This window comes from Pigmentiphaga sp. NML080357, assembly GCF_002188465.1.
In the GTDB taxonomy this organism is placed as follows: Bacteria; Pseudomonadota; Gammaproteobacteria; order Burkholderiales; family Burkholderiaceae_B; genus Pigmentiphaga.
Genome location: NZ_NINW01000008.1, coordinates 92,710 through 110,724, shown reverse-complemented (window position 1 = coordinate 110,724; position 18,015 = coordinate 92,710). Strand labels below are relative to the sequence as shown.

Below are 18,015 nucleotides of genomic sequence, written 5' to 3'. Positions count from 1 at the left end.
GGACAGGTTGGCCTGGATGGCCCGCACGGCCAAGGTCGCAGCGGTGGCCCTGCTCGCGGGGTGCGCCACTACGGTGCCCGCCCGGGTCACGACCTTCCAGCAGTGGCCCGCCGACGCCGTGGGCGCGGCGTGGACGTTCGATTCGCAGGCGGCGCAGCGCGATAGCCTGGAGTACCGCCAATACGCGGACATGATTCGTTCGGGCATCGGCCCCACCGGCATGGTCGAGGCCAAGCCCGGCCAGCCGGCGCGTTTCACCGTCAGCTTTTCCTATGGCGTCGAACCCGTGCAGGTGCGCATCGAGCGGCCGGCCTACGATCCTTTCTACGGACCATGGGGACCGTGGGGGCCCTGGGGCTACGGCTGGGGCGGCTTCGGCTACCGCGGCCGCGGTGGCCTGGGCTTTGCCTGGGGACCGCCGTATCCGCCCACCTGGACGTCTACCACGGTCGATGCCTCGCGGGCCACGCTGAAGGTGGAGATCCGCGATGCGAAGCAGAACGGCCAGAAGGTCTACGAATCCACCGCGGTGAGTACCGGTTCGGGAGATGCGTTGCCGGAGGTGATGCCGTATCTGGTGCGCGCGATTTTCGATCGATTCCCCGACACCAACGGACAAGTGAGAGAGGTGAGCTACGAAGTCGAGAAGCGCCGCTAGCCTCCGCAGCCAGCCTGAAAAAACCGTCGCCATGCGACGGTTTTTTTTGCTCTGGCCGCCCCAAGCGCAAAAGGCGCAACGTGACGGCAGCGATTGCCGAAGGCCTGGCGGGAGGCGAGCGTGACGTAGGTTCCAGCCGGATTTCAGCCCGGCAAGTTGCCCGGCCGACTGGTTTTCAGCCCCATGAAGAAGGCGTCGATGGCGTGGCCGCCCACCTCCTTGATGTCGAACTCGCCGGGTTCGAGCATCCAGTCCATGAAGAGCCCGTGCATGATGGCATGCAGGCCGAGCGCGGCGATCTTGGGATCGGTGTGGGGCGGAAGCTGGCCAAGCTCGATGGCCCGGCCAAAGCCTTCTTCGTAGCGTGCGAGCGCGATCTTGCGGCTTTCGACGTGGCGGCGGCGCATGTCGGCGGTTTCGGCCACGTACTCGCACTTGAAAAGCAGGATCTCACAGACGCGTTGCGCGCTGGCGCCCTCGGAGACCAGTTGCAGGGCGCCCACCGCGCTGCGGCGCAATTGACCGAGCGGATCGGAAGAGCTGACGTCGCAACTGCGTTCGAGCGCGTCCTCGATGGGCATCTTGACCCGCTGGAGCATGGCGTCGAGCAGATCGGTCTTGTTCTTGAAGTGCCAATAGATCGCGCCGCGGGTTACATTGGCGGCCGCCGCGATATCCTGCAGCGAGGTGTGGGACACCCCTTGTTCGCTGAAGATCTGTTCGGCGGTTTCGAGAATGCGAGTGCGGGTTTCGAGCGCTTCCTCTTTCGTTTTGCGTACCATGGCCATGCCCAGCCGGTGGTTGCCCGGCATCAGCCTGGGCTGCTGTCGGACAGAGGTGTGTGAATGATCAGTGGGATCCGCAATAGATATGCCACTGCGCAATGCTTATATACATGCATGGATGTATGTAAGCATACCACGTTTTAGGACTTGGGATTTTTTCGGGGAGGGCGCATGGCGGCCCAGATATTGGGGTTCGTAGGGCTCCTGGCTTTGTCCAATACCTTCATGACGTTTGCCTGGTACGGTCACCTGCGCTATGCGCACGGCAGTCCCTGGTATGTTGCCTTGGTCGCAAGTTGGGGCCTTGCTTTTTTTGAATATGCGATTATGGTGCCCGCCAATCGCTATGGGTTCGGCTTTCTCACGGTGACCCAGATGAAAATATTGCAGGAAGTGGTCACCCTGGCAGTGTTCGTGCCCTTCGCGTTGCTGTTCATGGACGAACGCCTGCGGCTGAACCATTTATGGGCTGCGCTTTGCCTGATCGGGGCGGTCTATTTCGCCTTCAAGAAATAGCTTTCCAGCCGGCAATAATCAAAAAGGTGGTTTTACGAAATGAGTCGTAAAACCACCTTTAATGCTGTCCGGCCGCGGAAATTCGGCCGGAGCCGCGTTTACTGGGCGATGAGAAACTGCTCTCGCGTGGCGCCGCCCGCTTCGGCCGCCACCAGCCAGCGCGGCGGCTTGCCGCGCCCGGTCCAGGTTTCGCCCGTCTCGGGGTGGCGGTATTTGGGCGCCACTTGCTTGGCCGGCTTGGAAGCCGGCTTGGCGGCACCAGCGCTGCGTTTGCGGGCAGGTACGCCCTTGGCCTGGGCCGCTTTCAGCTCGTCCAGGGTGATGGAGTACTCTTGCATCGAGCGCAGGATGGATGCAATGATCGGCTGGCGTTGTTTCAATCGGACGCTTTCCGCCTTTTCCTGCAATTTCCGGATTTGGGCTTGCAGCGACTGGTAGGTATCTTTAGCCATTTTTGTCCACGTGGTTGGTCTTGTCAGGAGTGGGCGCGGGAATGCATTTTGTGCTCATGATAACAAACGCATTTTAGAAGCGAATTTTCCGCGTTGTGAAGCCCTGATGTGAAAACGGATACATTTCAAAAGGATAGATCGGCGCAGCGGCTCAAAGTTCATTCTGAAACATTTTCCCGATAAACCCGGCGCCTGGCGCGGCGGCGCCGCCGGGAGGGTTTTGAAGCGATTTTGCAGCCGGGCTGTCCAGGGCAAAACTACTCCCCCTGGGGCGGGCCCGGCGTGGGTTTTTTAGAGAGGGTGCCGCCACGGCGGTTTTGACGGAAACATATGGCTCTTCGTTCAGTGGTTTACAAGGCGGTGCTGCAGGTAGCGGATATGGACAGGGGGTACTACGCCGAGCATTCCCTGGTGATAGCGCGGCACCCGTCCGAAACGGACGAGAGAATGATGGTGCGGGTGCTGGCTTTCGCGTTGAACGCGGAAGAAGGGCTGGCCTTCGCCCGCGGGCTGTGCATCGACGACGAGCCCGATTTGTGGCGCAAGGACCTGACCGGCGCGATCGAAACATGGATAGAAGTCGGCCTGCCCGACGAGAAATGGCTGCGCAAGGCCTGCGCCAGGGCCCGGCAGGTCATTCTTTATGCATACGGACGCACCGCCGACGGCTGGTGGGGCCAGAACCGGAACAGGCTTTCCCGGCTCGATAATCTGCGCGTTTTCCGGCTCGAGCCCGAGTCTACCTCTGCCGTAGCCGGCCTGGCCGAGCGTTCCATGCAGCTTCAATGCAACGTGCAGGACGGCGAGGCCTGGTTCGGAAACGGAGCGGAAATCGTCCGGTTGGCGCCGGAAACACTGCATCCCGTATCCTGAGCAGGGTTTTTCCGCCTGGGGCGATGCGCCGGTCGCGGCATGAACGCGCTGCGTTTTTGGTGCTAGGATAAAAAAGCAAGCAAAGTGGTTACGGATTTGGTCTACCGAAATGGCGCCGACCAAGAGGGGGGCTTTGCCTGACGAGGGTTGTGCGCCGATAAAACGCGCGTCTGTCGCGGCCGACAGGTTGTGAATACGGAAAACCCTTCATGAATGCACTTTTTTCTCAGGCTGAACGTCAACTTGCCGCATTACCCGTTCCCGTCCAGCTGATACTGCCCGACGGCACCAAGCTCGGGGCCGACAATCCCAAGGTCGGGTTCAAGTTCAAAACACTGCGTTCGTTGTCCCACCTCGTGAGGGGGCGAATCGGCGCGCTCGGCGAAGACTACGTCGAAGGGCGTGTCGATATTACCGGCAACATGCGCGACCTGATGGCCGCCGCTGCGGCCATACTGAAAGAGTCGCCCGTCGACAACTCCCGCCCGGGATGGCTGACCGAAATGGGGCGCAAGGCGGCCTCGGTCATGCGCCACTCCATCGAGCGCGACGCCCGCCAGATCGAATTCCACTACGACCTGTCCGACGATTTCTACGGCTTGTGGCAAGATCCGCGCCGCGTCTATTCGTGTGCGTATTATCGCGATTCGAATATGACGCTGGCCCAGGCCCAGGAGGCCAAGCTTGATCATATTTGCCGCAAATTGAGACTGCAGCAGGGCGAGCGCTTTCTCGACATCGGCGCCGGTTGGGGCGGCCTGCTGCTGTGGGCGGCGGAAAACTACGGTGTGGACGCGACCGGAATTACGCTGTCGAAGAACCAGCATGCCCACGTCAACCGCCTCATCGAGGAAAAAGGGCTCAAGAACCGGGTACGCATGCTGCTCCTGGATTACCGCAAGCTCGAGGAAACGCAGCCGTACGACAAAATCGCTTCGGTCGGCATGTTCGAGCATGTGGGCCGCGCTCAGCTGACCGCCTATTTCGCCAAAATCCGCCGCCTGTTGCGTCCCGGCGGCCTGGTGATGAACCATGGCATTACTTCCGGCGGCACCTATAACGCCCAACTGGGGAGCGGCATGGGCGACTTCATCGAGAAGTACATATTCCCCGGCGGCGAACTGGTCCACGTCAGCAAGGTGTTGGAAACGCTTAGCGACGGCGGGCTCGAGGCGGTCGACGTGGAGAATCTGCGTCCGCACTATGCCCGCACGCTATGGGCCTGGAGCGATGGCCTGGAAGCCAAGCTGGACGAGGCCTATCGGATATTGTCGGGCGAGCAGGGCGCCAAGTCGGTCCGGGCCTACCGGCTGTACCTGTCGGGCTGTGCGATGGCGTTCGAGCAGGGTTGGATTTCGCTGAACCAGGTGCTGTGCCAGCGGCAGGGCACGTTCGACAGCACCGAACTCGACAACCCGCCGGGCCAGGCTTACCCATTCCGGCGCGGCTACATGTACGGCTGACGGCGCCAGCCGATGCGAAATGGGCCCCGTGGCGCCGGGGCCCATTGGTTCTTTGGCTCGGGTTGCCAGCCTACAGCGAAGCCGCCGCGAACGTATCGCACTGGCGCGGGTCGCCGGTTTCCAGGCCGCGCTTGAACCAGCGCACGCGCTGCGCCGACGTGCCGTGCGTGAAGGCGTCGGGCACGACGTATCCCTGCGCCTCTTTCTGCAGCCGGTCGTCGCCGATGGCGGAGGCGGCGTTCAGCGCCTCTTCCACGTCTCCGGGCTCGAGTATCTGCCTGCTCTGGTTGGCATGGTGGGCCCAGATGCCCGCATAGCAGTCGGCCTGGAGTTCCATCCGCACCGAGAGCTGGTTGGCCTCGGCCGGACTCGCGCTCCGCTGCTGGCGGCTGACGCGTTCGGCGGTGCCCAGCAGATTCTGGACGTGGTGGCCGATCTCGTGGGCGATCACATAGGCGCGGGCGAAGTCCCCCGGGGCGTTCAGGCGGCGCTGCATCTCGCCGAAAAAGCTCATGTCGAGATAGACCCGTGTGTCGCCGGGACAATAGAACGGGCCCATTGCGGCCTGGCCCGTGCCGCAGGCCGTTCCGGTCGCGCCCGAGTAGAGCACCAGCTTGGGTTCGGTGTAGCGGCCGCCCGAGGCGCGGAAGATCTCGCCCCAGGTGTCTTCGGTGTCGGCCAGCACCTTGGAGACGAACTGGGCCTGCGGGTCGTCGGCCGGGGGAGCTCCTGCGGGCTGCTGGACCGCGGTGCCGGGGCCGGAGGCGAGATCGAGCACGACCGACGGGTCGACGCCGAAATACATGGCGACCAGCGCGAGCACCACCGCGCCTAGGCCGAGCGAACCGCGGCCGCCCAGCCGGGGGCCGCCGCCGCGCCGGTCTTCGATGTTGTTGCTTTCACGGCCGTTGTCCAGACGCATGGGGCTTCCTTTTTTCGTGCGGTGCCTAGGCGCTCGGGGCGCACGGCGAAACTATAAACCGATCCCGGCGCGCGCGTGCACGGGCTGGTTCGCCGCGGGGCAAGGGAGCGGCAAAGGTGGGGGGCCGCGTCGATGCCGCCGGTAGTGTTGTTTATGCCGCAACGCGAGCAAAGCAAAATCACAAATCGCGCAGCAGTTCCCTCGGAAAATGTGGGAGCATTCTTTCTCGGGAGCGCATGCCGCATCGGACGCCAGCGCAAGCCAGGAAAAGCCCTAGTCTCACCCGGGTTTATGCCGGCTTGACATCTTTCGGCGCTCAAATGGCGAAACAAAAAAAGTCGTTCTTTTTATACAAACATCCATGAATGTTTGTATAATCGCTTGCTTCATGATGTCCGCAATGTCTTCTCGTCCGCACCGGGCGCCACGCCCTCGGCCGCCGGACGCGCAAGGCTTTCGTCATCCCGGGATTTCGACTACGTTTCGGCTTCATCCTTGCCGCGACGTCATATGCCTAGAGGAATGCTATGCAACGCAAAAGACGCTCACCTTATCTGCTAGGCGCGGTATCGCTGGCCACCTTGCTGGCGTTGTCCGCATGCGGCAAGGGAAACGGTGGCGCACAGCAGGGCGCGGGGGCGCCTCCTCCCATGGAGATCGGTACGGTTACCGTCACGCCCACGAAGGAAGTCATCGTCAACGAACTGCCCGGCCGCCTGGAAGCGACCCGCATCGCCGAAGTAAGGGCGCGGGTCGCGGGAATCGTGCTGCAGCGGGCGTTCCGCGAAGGCACCGACGTCAAGGCTGGGCAACTGCTGTTCAAGATCGATCCGGCGCCTTTCCAGGCCGACTACAACAGCGCCAAGGCGAATCTCGAGCGTGACGAGGCCAACCTGTACCAGGCCCGCATGCTGGCCGAGCGCTACGAGCCGCTGGTCAAGGCGAACGCCGTCAGCAAGCAGGAGTATGACAACGCCGTTGCCGCGTACAAGCAGGCCCAAGCGGCGGTGTCGGCAAGCAAGGCGGCGCTCGATCGCACCAAGCTCAGCCTCGACTATGCGACCGTGACGGCACCCATTTCGGGCCGCATCGGCCGTGCGCTGGTCACCGAGGGCGCGCTGGTCGGTCAGGGCGAGGTCACGCCGCTGGCGGTCATCCAGCGCCTGGATCCGATCTACGCGAACTTCACGCAGTCCGTGGCGCAACTCAGCCAGCTGCGGTCGGCTTTCGACAGCGGCAAAATCAAGCAGGTCGCGCCCAACGAAGCCCGTGTGTCCCTGGTGCTGGACGACGGATCCCGCTATCCGTTGACCGGCAAGCTGCTGTTCTCGGACGTCACCGTCGACCAGAGCACCGGCCAGGTCACCTTGCGCGCCGAGTTCCCCAACCCGAACAACGTGCTGTTGCCGGGCATGTACGTGCGGGTGCGGGTCGAGCAGGGCATCGACGAGGCGGCGATCACCGTGCCGCAGCAGGCCGTGCAGCGCGGCGCCAACGGCGATGCCTCGGTATTCGTGGTCGGCGCCGAGAACAAGGTCGAGCCGCGGCCGATCCAGACCGGCGCGGCGGTGGGCGATCGCTGGATCGTGACGCAAGGCCTCAAGCCCAACGACGTGGTCATCGTCGAAGGCTTCCAGAAGATACGCCCGGGGGCGCAGGTCAAGCCGGTGCCCTGGAAGCCCGCAGCCGGAGCGCCCGCTTCCGGCACGCAGCCGGCGGCGGCCCAAGGCAGCAAGTCGTGATCAGTACGGCGTCCGGAGCGAAGGCAGCCCCGGGCGCGCGGGCCGGTGAAAGCCGGCCCGGTCGAGACGCAGGCAGGGCGAACCCGGCTTCGTCGACTTCGAGCCGGGTCCCGTCGGGCCGCCCGAAGCTTCTCTAAGAGAGTCACCAGACATGTCGCAATTTTTCATTAACAGGCCGATTTTTGCCTGGGTGGTCGCGCTGTTCATCATCCTGGCGGGCGTCCTGGCCATTCCCAACCTGCCCGTGTCGCAGTACCCGGCGGTGGCGCCTCCGGTCATTTCGGTGTCGGCGACCTACCCCGGCGCGTCCGCCGAAACGGTGGCCCAGTCGATCACCAGCCTGATCGAGGACGAGCTCAACGGCGCGCAAGGCATGTTGTACTTCGAGTCGCAGAGCAACTTCGGCCGCGCCGAAATCGACATCACCTTCGCGCCGGGCGTCGATCCCGACCTCGCTGCGGTGGACGTGCAGAACCGCATCAAGCGGGTCGAGTCCCGCCTGCCGCAGACCGTGCTGCAGCAAGGCCTGCGGGTGGAGAAGGCCAGCACCAACTTCCTGCTGGTGCTGACCCTGTCCTCCGAGAGCGGGAGCACCGACGCAGTGGGCCTGGGCGACTACCTGACCCGCAACGTGCTGAGTGAAATCCGCCGCATCCCCGGCGTGGGCCGGGCGCAATTGTTCGCATCGCAGCGCGCCATGCGCGTCTGGATCGATCCGGCCAAGCTGGTGGGCTTCAAGCTGTCCGCGGCGGACGTCAATGCCGCCATTGCGGGCCAGAACGTGCAGCTGCCCGCGGGCGCCATCGGCGACCAACCCAACCTGCCGGACCAGCAGATCACCGCCACCATCTCGGTGCGCGGCCAGCTCGCCACGCCGGAAGAGTTCGGCAACATCGTGCTGCGCGCCAATCCGGACGGTTCTTCCGTGCGCCTGCGCGATGTGGCGCGCATCGAGGTCGGCGCCGAGACCTACATGTTCTCGTCGCGCCTGAACGGCAAGCCGACCGCCGCCGTGGCGGTTCAGCTGGCCCCGGGCGCGAACGCGCTGTCGGCGGCCGAGGGCGTCAAGGCCAAGATGGAGGAACTGGCGGCCTATTTCCCGTCCGACTACAAATACGACATCCCGTACGACACCTCGCCCTTTGTAAAGGCGTCGATCGAGAAGGTGCTCCATACCCTGGTCGAGGCCATGGTGCTGGTGTTCCTGGTGATGTTCCTGTTCCTGCAGAACTTCCGCTATACGCTGATTCCCTCCATCGTCGTGCCGATCTGCCTGATGGGCTCGTTCGCGTGCATGCTGGTCGCCGGATTCTCGATCAACGTGCTGACCATGTTCGGCATGGTGCTGGTGATCGGTATCCTGGTGGACGATGCCATCGTGGTGGTGGAGAACGTCGAGCGGATCATGGTGGAAGAGGGCCTGCCGCCCAAGGAAGCCACGCGCAAGGCCATGGGGCAGATCAGCGGCGCCATCATCGGCATCACGCTGGTGCTGGCAGCCGTGTTCCTGCCGCTGGCCTTCATGAGCGGATCGGTCGGGGTGATCTACCGGCAGTTCTCGCTGGCCATGGCGACGTCCATCATGTTCTCGGGCTTCCTGGCTCTGTCCCTGACGCCGGCCCTGTGCGCCACGCTGCTCAAGCCCATTCCGAAGGGCGCCCATCATGACAAGAAGGGTTTCTTCGGCTGGTTCAACCGCAGCTTCAACCGCACCGCGGACGGCTATCAGAACTGGGTGGGACGCATCCTGGCCAAGACCGGGCGCTACATGGTCATCTATCTCGCGATCCTGGTGGTCCTGGGTTATACCTTCCTGCGCCTGCCATCGTCGTTCCTGCCGGCGGAAGACCAGGGCTATGTGATCACCGACATCCAGACTCCGCCCGGCGCCTCGGCCAACCGGACGCGCGAAGCCGTGGAGACCATGGAGGCGCACTATCGCGAGCGTCCGTCGGTGAAGTCCATCATCACGATCATGGGCTTCAGCTTCTCGGGCATGGGCCAGAATGCGGCGCTGTCGTTCGCCACGCTCAAGGACTGGTCCGAGCGCGGCGCGGACGAGTCGGCGCAGGCAGAGGCTTCGCGCGCCAACGGAAGTTTCTTCGCGCGCGTCAAGGACGCCATGGTGTTCTCGATCGTGCCGCCGGCCATTCCCGAACTGGGCAACGCGACTGGCTTCACGTTCCGTCTGCAGGACCGCGGCGGCCTGGGCCACAATGCCCTGCGCGATGCCCGCGACCAGTTGCTGGGCGCGGTCGCCAAGAGCCCGGTGATCGCCTACGCTCGGGTCGAAGGCCTGGAAGACGCGCCGCAACTGCGCCTGCTGATCGACCGTGAAAAGGCCAACGCCCTGGGCGTGTCGTTCGATTCGATTCGTACGGCGCTTTCCACCTCGGTGGGCTCGGCCGTGGTCAATGACTTCATCAACGTCGGCCGCGTCCAGCGCGTGGTCGTGCAGGCCGAAGCCCAGGACCGCATGTCGCCGGACGACCTGCTGCGCCTTTACGCAGCCAACGCCAGCGGCGGGCTGGTGCCGTTCTCGGCGTTCGCCACCTCCGAATGGGACAAGGGGCCCGTGCAGGTGATCCGCTACAACGGCTACCCGGCCTACAAGATCTCGGGCGATGCCAAGCCGGGCTTCAGTACCGGCGAAGCAATGGCGGAAATGGAGCGGCTGGTGCAGGAACTGCCTCCGGGTATCGGCTACGAGTGGACGGGACAATCGCTCCAAGAGCGTGTGTCCGGCGCCCAGGTGCCCATCCTGCTGACGCTGTCGCTGCTAGTGGTGTTCCTGGTGCTCGCGGCGCTGTACGAGAGCTGGTCGATTCCGTTCTCGGTGATCCTGGTGGTGCCGCTGGGGATCCTGGGCGCGGTGCTGGCGGTCACGCTGGTGGGCATGCCCAACGACGTATTCTTCAAGGTGGGCCTGATCACCATCATCGGCTTGTCGGCCAAGAACGCGATCCTGATCGTCGAGTTCGCCAAGGACCTCTACGCCGAAGGCAAGGGCCTGGCCGAAGCGACCATCGAAGCGGCCCGCCTGCGCTTCCGCCCCATCGTGATGACGTCGCTGGCGTTCATCCTGGGCGTGCTGCCCCTGGCCATCGCCACCGGCGCGAGCTCGGGCGCGCAGCGTGCCATCGGTACGGGCGTGATGGGCGGCATGATCTCCGCCACGCTGCTGGCGGTGTTCCTGGTGCCGGTGTTCTTCGTGGTGGTGCTCAGGCTGTTCAAGACCAAGCCCGAATCGCTGCACGTCATGGGGCATCATGACGACGAGCCGAAGAAGGGCGATGCCGGCACGGCGGGAGCGGTCAAGCATGAAGGAAATTGATATGAAACGACTTCCACGCGCAATGCGTTCGCTGCCCTCCAGGGCGGCGGCCAGCCCCGCCAGGCTGGCCGGCGGCGCCGGCGTGAGCAAGAAACTCGTGGCGGTGGCTGTCGCCGCCTTGTTGAGCGGATGCTCGCTGATCCCGACCTATGAGCGCCCGGCGGCGCCGGTGGAGGCGGATTTCTCCGCCCATGGCGCTGCCCCGGCGGGCTCGCAGCCGGCCGCGGCCGACATCGGCTGGAGGCAGTTCTTCGGCGACGAACGGCTGCAGCGGCTGATCGGCCTGGCGCTGGAGAACAACCGCGACCTGCGCGTGGCCGTGCTCAACATCGAGGCGGCGCGGGCGCAATACGGGGTGACGCGGGCGGACCGGTTCCCGGGGGTCAACGCCAACGCCAATGGCACCCGCCAGCGGACACCGGCCGATCTTTCGCCGTCGCGCCAGCAGACCATAGGCAGCCAATACCAGGTCAACCTCGGCGTGACCGCGTTCGAGCTGGACCTGTTCGGCCGTGTCCGCAGCCTGAGCGAAGCGGCGCTGGCGCAGTACCTGGCCAGCGAGGAAACCCGCCGCAGCACGCAGATCAGCCTGGTCGCCCAGCTCGCCAACGCCTACCTGAACGAGCGGTCCAGCGACGAGCTGCTCGCGCTCGCGCAGCGCACGCTGAAGACGCGGCAGGATTCGTACAACCTGATCAAGATGCGCTACGACGCCGGCGCGGCTTCGGAGCTGGAACTGCAGCAGGCCGAGTCGCTGGTTCAAAGCGCGCTGTCGGAACAGGCCATTGCCGAGCGCAATCGCGCCCAGGCCACCAACGCGATCGTGCTGCTGATCGGGCAACCCTTGCCGGCCGATCTTCCGCCGCCGCGTCCGCTGGACGCGCAGGCGTTGCTGGCGGATGTGCCGGTGGGCCTGACCTCCGACCTGATCGAGCGCCGGCCCGATATCCGCGCGGCCGAGCAGCAGTTGCGCAGCGCCAATGCCAACATCGGCGCCGCGCGGGCCGCTTTTTTCCCGCGCATTGCGTTGACGGGCGCTTTCGGAACGGCGAGCAGCCAGTTGTCCGGCTTGTTCGACAGCGGTTCGCTGGCGTGGAACTTCGCGCCGCAGATCAGCCTGCCGATCTTCGACGGCGGCCGCAACCGCGCCAACCGCGATCTGGCCGAAGCCCGCAAGAACATCGCCGTGGCCCAGTACGAGCAGACCATCCAGACGGCATTCCGCGAGGTTGCCGACGCGCTCGACGCCAAGAGCACTTTCGATCGGCAGATCCAGGCTCAGCAGCTATTGGTGGACGCTTCCCGCCGCAGCCTGGAGTTGTCGGACCTGCGCTACCGGAATGGTGTGGACAGTTATCTTCAACTGTTGGATGCCCAGCGCGAGCTGTTCACCGCCGAGCAGGGCCTGTTGCAGGCGCGCACGCAGCGCTTGAACAACCTGGTGGGCCTGTACAAGTCGCTTGGGGGAGGGTGGGAAGAAAATACCCTCGCTTCCGCCGGGGCGGCGGTGCCTGCCGTGCAATAAAAAAGGGCGCCGCGCGGCGCCCCCTTGCCATTCATCTTGCGAGCATCCCCATGCGGCCGGCAGCGGCGGCATGGGGATGTTGTTTTTCGGTCTCCCGGCGCCGCTAGCATGCCGCCATAAAACAAAGGGCGTCTCCCGCTGGACGGGGACGCCCTTGCATGGCGCGGGCCATGGTCGATCAGCCGTTGGCGTACTGAACGTTGTAGCGGCGAGCGGCGCTCTTCAGATCGGCGATCAGGCCGAGAATCTGGGTGGCTGCGTTGCGCAGAGCCGTGAACGGACGGGGTTGTTCGAATTCGTTGGCCAGTTCGCCACGGATCAGCTCGCGTTCGAGCGTGTCGGTCAACTTGCTGTCTTGAACGTATTTCATGGCTGGATCCCTTTCACTGTGGTTGCCTAGGTGGAATTACCTAAGTGTTAACCCTATATTAGGGGAAACCCCAGGATATGGCAAGCCTTTGGTCGGTCTGGACGTGCGAATGTGCATCCTGTTGTTGCGTCGCATCATTTCGAGCCCGGTCATTGGGAAAATATGACGTGAATCCATCATTTGCGCAGCAAGGGGGCGCGCTGCGGCCGCGCTTCCGCACGGCGGGGCCGGTAGCGCCGGGGCGTCGGGGAGGAACGTCGGTGTGTAGCCGTAGGCCGAAGAAGGGCGGCACCGTGCCGCCCCGGGGGCCTCAGCGGCGGAAGCTGCCCTTGACCAGCTGGAAGCCGAACAGCCGGCATTCCAGGGCGCCGTTGTAGACCGGCGTGCGCCGGAACGGATCGAGTCGCAGTTTTTTGGGGAGTTCGAGGTCAGTGGTAATGACGTGGAGCTGCCAGCCGCCGAACTCGCGCTTCAGGGTCGTCGCCCATTCGGACCAGAGTCGCTTGTCTTCCTCGAGATCCAGGCGTTCACCGTAGGGCGGATTGGTGATCAGCCAGCCTGCGCGTTCGTTTAGCGGGCAGGTATCCCGCGCGTCCGCCACCTCGAAATAGACCGCTTCCTCGGTCAGGCCCGCGCGATGGGCATTCTCGCGGGCGGCGTCGATCGCGCGCGGGTCGATATCGGCCCCGGCCAGCTGCATGGGCAATTCCGGCAGGATGCGGGTCCGCGCGTCGTCCTTGAGATCGCGCCAGCGCCGCTCGGGGTGATCGCGCAGGCGCTCGAAGCCGAACGGGCGCGAGATGCCGGGCGGTACGTTCAATGCCTTGAGCGCGGCTTCGATCAGGATGGTGCCGCTGCCGCAGAACGGATCGATGACCGGCACGTCTGCGGGCCAGCCGGAGAGGGCCAGCAGGCCCGCGGCGAGGTTCTCCCGCAATGGCGCCTCGCCCTTGTCCAATCGCCAGCCGCGCTTGAACAGGGACTCTCCCGAGGTGTCGAGGTAGAGCGTGGCGCTGGTTTCGTCCAGGAACGCGTGGACGCGCGCGTCGGGCCGGACGGTGTCGATGCTGGGGCGCTCTCCCTCCAGGTCGCGCAGCCGGTCGCAGATGCCGTCCTTGACGCGCAGGTTGCAGAACTGCAGGCTTTTCATGGGGCTGCGCACGGCCGAGGTGTCCACGCGCAAGGTGCGTTCGCCACCGAACCAGCGCTCCCAGGGCGTGGCCCGGGCAAGGGCCAGCAGGTCGTCTTCGTCGCGCACGGAACCATGGGCGACGCGTACCAGGATGCGAGTGGCCAGCCGCGATTCGAGATTCGCGCGCATCATGCCAGTCCAGTCCGCGGTGAAGTGGGCGCCGGCGCGGCCGGGATGGGCATCGTCGAAGCCCAGGCCATGGAGCTCGTCCACCAGTGCATGCTCGAGCCCTTGCGGGCACGGAGCAAACATCGTGAAGTTCTCGGCGTGTGCCGGCGCGGCGCGCCGTCCGAGGTCCGGCTCGGCGGCCGGGCGCCGAGCCACGGATTCCCGCCGGACACGGGCAGGCCGGCTCCTGGTTTCGTCTTCGGCGGACTTCCGGGCCGGCCGGGGGGCGGTCTCTACACGGGGGAGCGCACGAGGCGGGCGCTCGGATCGGCCTCTGGCATCGTGCCCCGGTTCGCCCCGCGGTTCGCGCCGCCCCGCGGGCCGGTCAGCCGGAGGCTCATTGCGGCTGCGGCGATTGGGCGCCTCGGGTTGGCGTTCCGTTGCGGGAGGCTGCTGCTTGCCGCTTTCAAGCGCGGCCCGCGCCACGCGATGGGCACGCGGGCCCGAACGGACGCGCCGGTCGGCATCGCGGGCGTCTTCGGCGGCGCGTCGCGGCCGCTCGCCGGCGGGGAGGGATAGCGTCTTTTTCTTGCGCTCGGAATTATCGGACAAGGTCAGGGCGATCAGAAAGGTTTGACGACAACGAAGATCGTGGCGGCCAGCAGCAGCACCACGGGGACCTCGTTGAACCAGCGGTAGAACACGTGCGACCGGGTATTGCGGCCGGCTTCGAACTTGCGCAGCAGGCTGCCACAGGCGTGGTGGTATCCGATCACCAGCACGACGACGGCCAGCTTGGCATGCATCCAGCCGTTGCCCGCGCCCCGGCCTATACCATAGCCCAGGTACAGCCACAGGCCCAGCAGCACGGCCGGCACCGCCAGCATGGTGGTGAAGCGGAACAGCCGGCGCGCCATGCCCAGCAGGCGCGTGGCGGCGGCGGCATTCGTTTCCTGCGCCAGATTGACGTAGATCCGCGGCAGGTAGAACAACCCGGCGAACCAGGAAGCGACGAATACGATATGAAAAGCTTTCACCCACAGCATGAGCGGTTCCTCGTCAGATCATGCAAGCCGCGTGCGCGGCGATATCGCGGCGGGACATGGGCCGTGGCCGCCTGTCCCGCCGCCTGGAGGCGGCGCTTCAGCCGCGCGTCTGGCCGTCGCCGGTCAATACCCATTTCAGCGTGGTCAATCCTTCCAGGCCCACCGGTCCACGCGCGTGCAGCTTGTTGGTCGAGATGCCGATTTCGGCTCCCAGGCCATATTCGTAGCCGTCGGCAAAGCATGTGGGCAGGTTGACATAGACCGAGCTGGAATCCACTTCGCGCTGGAAGCGACGGGCGGCCGCCAGGTTCTCGGTCACGATCGAATCGGTATGCTGCGACCCGTAGGTCTCGATGTGGCCGATGGCCTGGTCGAGGTCATCGACCACTTTCACAGAGAGAACGGGGCCGAGGTACTCGGTGCCCCAGTCTTCCTCGGCAGCCGGCACGGCCTGCGGCACGAGTGCCAGCGTGCGTTCGCAGCCCCGCAGCTCGACGCCGTGCTCGGCAAAGGCGCGGCCCATGGGCGGCAGGAATGCGGACGCGACCTCCGCATGCACCAGCAGCGTTTCCATCGCTCCGCAGATGCCGTAGCGGTAGGTCTTGGCATTGAAGGCGATGGTATGCGCCTTGGCGAGATCGGCGTCGCGGTCCACATAGACGTGGCAGATGCCGTCCAGGTGCTTGATCACCGGCACGCGGGCTTCTTCGGACAGGCGCTTGATCAAGCCCTTGCCGCCGCGGGGAACGATGACGTCGACGTATTCGGTCAGGGTCGCCAGCTTGCCCACCGCCGCGCGGTCGGTGGTCTCGACGACCTGCACGGCATCGGCCGGCAGGCCGGCGGCCTCCAGCCCTTCGCGCACGATGCGGCCGAGCGCGGTATTGGAATGAATGGCCTCCGAGCCGCCGCGCAGTATGCTGGCGTTGCCGGACTTCAGGCAGAGCGCGGCCGCGTCGATGGTGACGTTCGGACGCGACTCGTAGACGATGGCGATGACGCCCAGCGGCACTCGCATGCGCGCGATCTGCATGCCGTTCGGCCGCAGCCGGGTTTCGGTCAGCTCGCCCACCGGGTCCGGCATGGCGGCAATCTGCTCCAGGCCGGTCGCCATCAGTCCGAGCGCCTTGTCCGATAGCGTCAACCGGTCGACCAGGGCCGATTCCAGTCCGTTCTTGCGCGCCGCGTCGAGGTCCTTGGCGTTTTCCGCCTGCAGCCAGTCTTTGCGGTCGCGCAGGCCGGCTGCCATGGCTCGCAGCGCGGCCGCTTTCGCGCGGTCGTCGGCGCGGGCCACCTGCCGGGCGGCGGCGCGGGCGCGGGCGCCGAGCTGGCGCATGGTTTCGTCGAGATTCAGGTTATCCATTCCGTATGAACTGCGAAGAGAGTCGGCCTTGCGCTCAGGCCGCGAGCCTGAGCGCAAGGCGCGTGATTTCGTGCCAAGGATCCGGCAGGCGTCCGGGGACGCGCAAACCCTTGATGATCTTGTCCACTTCATGGGCGTGGTGCACGGCGGCGGTCCACGCCTGCGGCGGAACGCGCTTGAGCGCCTGGTTGGCCAACTGCTCGTGCGAGCCGAAGAAACGCAGGGTGCGCATCAGCGCCGGCACGCTCTGCCCTTGCTGGGCAGCCTGGGAGAGGCGCGCCAGCAGCCTGATTTCCTCGCCTACCGCCCACAGCACCAGGGGAAGGGCTTCGCCCTCGGCGCGCAGGCCTTCGATCAGTCTCACGACGCGCTGCGCGTCGCCGGCCAGCATCGCATCGCGCAGCTTGAACACGTCATAGCGCGCTACGTTCATCACGGCGTCCTGCACCTGCTCCAGCGTCAACGCGCCTTCGGGGTAGAGCAGGCCAAGCTTCAGGATTTCCTGGTGCGCGGCGAGCAGATTGCCTTCGACGCGGTCGGCCAGCCATTGCAGCACTTCGGCTGCGGCGCGCTGCTTCTGCCGCGCCAGCCGCTCGCCTATCCAGCCTGGCAGCATCGGCCGCTCGATGGTCGGCACGTCCACCACGACTCCGTGTTCGGCCAGCGCCGAGAACCAGGCCGACGAACGCGTAGTCTTGTCGAGCTTGGGCAGCATCACCACCGTGACGCTGTCGCCTTGCTGGCCCGGCGCCTGCCGGGCCAGCCGCGCGATGACCTCGCCACCGGTCTTGCCCGGCTTGCCCGTCGGGATTTTCAACTCCAGCAGCCTGCGCTCGCCGAACAGCGAGATCGATTGCGAGGCGCTCAGCAGCGCATTCCAGTCGCTGCGCGCATCCGCCACGACAGTCTCGCGCTCGGTATACCCTCCCGCCGTCGCCGCCGCGCGTAACGCGTCGCACGCCTCGATGACGAGCAAGGGCTCGTCGCCGGTAACCGTATAAAGCGGCTCCAGTTGTCCGCCGCTCCGCTGCAACTGGGCAATGAGCTGTTCCGGGCGCAATTGTTTCATGACGGTTCTCCCGGCCGAAAGCCGCCGAGGGGAGAGCGCTTCCCGGGGTTCATCAACTGGGCTGCTTCGACTCGACGGCGGCCATCCGGCGCAACACCTGCTGGACGGCTTCGTTCTGCATGTCGCGATACAGCAGGCTTGCTTCGGAATCCTTGGCCAGCACGTTGGCGTCGCTGAAGGTCAGGTCGCGCTTGAGCGCGATGGTGGTCGGCGGAATATAGTCCTGGCCCTTGCCGTCGTGGACGCGGAACGCGAACAGGTAGCGCAGTTCGAATTCCCGGACGCGGCCGGAGGCGTCGAGCGACAGGATGCTGCGTTCCTGCGTTTCCTGCAGAATCTGCAATTGCGCTTCCGCCGTCTTGGGGTCCTCGACGATGCGGGTATTGGTCGTGTTGCGCACGTACCGGCGCAATTGGGCGCCGAGTTCGGAGGTGTCGCTCGCGCTGACGTAGAGCGTCGAGAACGGCAGGTCGGCCGTGCCGCGCAGCGCGAAACCGCAGCCTGCGAGCAGCCCCAGGCCGCCAGCCATTGCGGCCTGAAGCAGCAGGCGACGCCGCTTGCCGGCAAAAGACGAAAAGGACGACGGTTTCATGCCCT

The 18,015-nt window shown here is 65.3% G+C and carries 16 protein-coding genes; 7 read left to right on the top strand and 9 right to left on the bottom strand.

From position 1 onward, the window contains the following. Nucleotides 1-16: 16 nt before the first annotated feature. The gene (locus CDO44_RS02480; RefSeq protein ID WP_233146009.1) at nt 17-658 is read left to right on the top strand and encodes a DUF4136 domain-containing protein; all 642 of its coding nucleotides are present in this window, start codon (nt 17-19) and stop codon (nt 656-658) included. 143 nt (nt 659-801) lie between these two features. Here the strand turns inward: CDO44_RS02480 and CDO44_RS02475 are convergent, their stop codons facing one another. Continuing rightward, entirely contained in the window at nt 802-1,470 is a 669-nt protein-coding gene (locus CDO44_RS02475; protein WP_087778607.1) for a TetR family transcriptional regulator, read from the bottom strand. A gap of 144 nt (nt 1,471-1,614) precedes the next feature. On the opposite strand from CDO44_RS02475, the gene CDO44_RS02470 reads away from it, so the two are divergent. Further along, nucleotides 1,615-1,959 carry a DMT family protein gene (locus CDO44_RS02470; protein ID WP_087778606.1) on the top strand — a complete coding sequence of 115 codons (345 nt, stop codon included), beginning with the start codon at nt 1,615-1,617 and terminating at the stop codon, nt 1,957-1,959. A 98-nt stretch (nt 1,960-2,057) separates the two neighbouring features. On the opposite strand, the gene CDO44_RS02465 is transcribed toward CDO44_RS02470, so the two are convergent. Then, nucleotides 2,058-2,411: an H-NS family nucleoid-associated regulatory protein gene (locus tag CDO44_RS02465; RefSeq protein ID WP_087778605.1), complete on the bottom strand. Its 354-nt coding sequence runs from the start codon at nt 2,409-2,411 to the stop codon at nt 2,058-2,060. 330 nt (nt 2,412-2,741) lie between these two features. Between CDO44_RS02465 and CDO44_RS02460 the strand changes: the two genes are divergently transcribed. Then, entirely contained in the window at nt 2,742-3,284 is a 543-nt protein-coding gene (locus CDO44_RS02460; RefSeq protein ID WP_087778604.1) for a YaeQ family protein, read from the top strand. A 209-nt stretch (nt 3,285-3,493) separates the two neighbouring features. Further along, the gene (locus tag CDO44_RS02455; RefSeq protein WP_087778603.1) at nt 3,494-4,747 is read left to right on the top strand and encodes a class I SAM-dependent methyltransferase; all 1,254 of its coding nucleotides are present in this window, start codon (nt 3,494-3,496) and stop codon (nt 4,745-4,747) included. Nucleotides 4,748-4,817: 70 nt separating this feature from the next. On the opposite strand, the gene CDO44_RS02450 is transcribed toward CDO44_RS02455, so the two are convergent. Next, the gene (locus CDO44_RS02450; protein WP_087778602.1) at nt 4,818-5,669 is read right to left on the bottom strand and encodes a neutral zinc metallopeptidase; all 852 of its coding nucleotides are present in this window, start codon (nt 5,667-5,669) and stop codon (nt 4,818-4,820) included. Nucleotides 5,670-6,196: 527 nt separating this feature from the next. Here CDO44_RS02450 and CDO44_RS02445 point away from each other — a divergent pair. The 3 genes from CDO44_RS02445 (at nt 6,197) to adeC (ending at nt 12,270) form a co-directional block, all read left to right on the top strand. After that, nucleotides 6,197-7,411, top strand: coding sequence for an efflux RND transporter periplasmic adaptor subunit (locus CDO44_RS02445; protein WP_087778601.1), 1,215 nt, complete (start codon nt 6,197-6,199; stop codon nt 7,409-7,411). Nucleotides 7,412-7,562: 151 nt separating this feature from the next. Further along, entirely contained in the window at nt 7,563-10,745 is a 3,183-nt protein-coding gene (locus CDO44_RS02440) for an efflux RND transporter permease subunit (RefSeq protein ID WP_087778600.1), read from the top strand. A gap of 1 nt (nt 10,746) precedes the next feature. Continuing rightward, nucleotides 10,747-12,270, top strand: a complete 1,524-nt coding sequence (adeC, locus tag CDO44_RS02435) for an AdeC/AdeK/OprM family multidrug efflux complex outer membrane factor (RefSeq protein ID WP_304528362.1) — start codon at nt 10,747-10,749, stop codon at nt 12,268-12,270. A gap of 178 nt (nt 12,271-12,448) precedes the next feature. Here adeC and CDO44_RS02430 read toward each other — a convergent pair whose 3' ends face one another. From CDO44_RS02430 to lptE, 6 genes are all read right to left on the bottom strand, one after another. Continuing rightward, the gene (locus CDO44_RS02430) at nt 12,449-12,640 is read right to left on the bottom strand and encodes a hypothetical protein (RefSeq protein ID WP_087778598.1); all 192 of its coding nucleotides are present in this window, start codon (nt 12,638-12,640) and stop codon (nt 12,449-12,451) included. Between the two features lie 310 nt (nt 12,641-12,950). Further along, a complete protein-coding gene (locus CDO44_RS02425; RefSeq protein ID WP_087778597.1) occupies nt 12,951-14,552 on the bottom strand; it encodes a class I SAM-dependent RNA methyltransferase in 1,602 nt (533 codons plus the stop codon). A gap of 11 nt (nt 14,553-14,563) precedes the next feature. Next, nucleotides 14,564-14,986, bottom strand: a complete 423-nt coding sequence (locus tag CDO44_RS02420) for a CopD family protein (RefSeq protein ID WP_087778596.1) — start codon at nt 14,984-14,986, stop codon at nt 14,564-14,566. Nucleotides 14,987-15,083: 97 nt separating this feature from the next. Continuing rightward, complete coding sequence (locus tag CDO44_RS02415; protein ID WP_087778595.1) at nt 15,084-16,349, bottom strand: glutamate-5-semialdehyde dehydrogenase; 1,266 nt, start codon at nt 16,347-16,349, stop codon at nt 15,084-15,086. 34 nt (nt 16,350-16,383) lie between these two features. Then, nucleotides 16,384-17,418: a DNA polymerase III subunit delta gene (gene holA / locus CDO44_RS02410; RefSeq protein ID WP_087778594.1), complete on the bottom strand. Its 1,035-nt coding sequence runs from the start codon at nt 17,416-17,418 to the stop codon at nt 16,384-16,386. Between the two features lie 52 nt (nt 17,419-17,470). Beyond that, a complete protein-coding gene (lptE, locus tag CDO44_RS02405) occupies nt 17,471-18,010 on the bottom strand; it encodes an LPS assembly lipoprotein LptE (protein ID WP_087778593.1) in 540 nt (179 codons plus the stop codon). Nucleotides 18,011-18,015 lie beyond the last annotated feature (5 nt).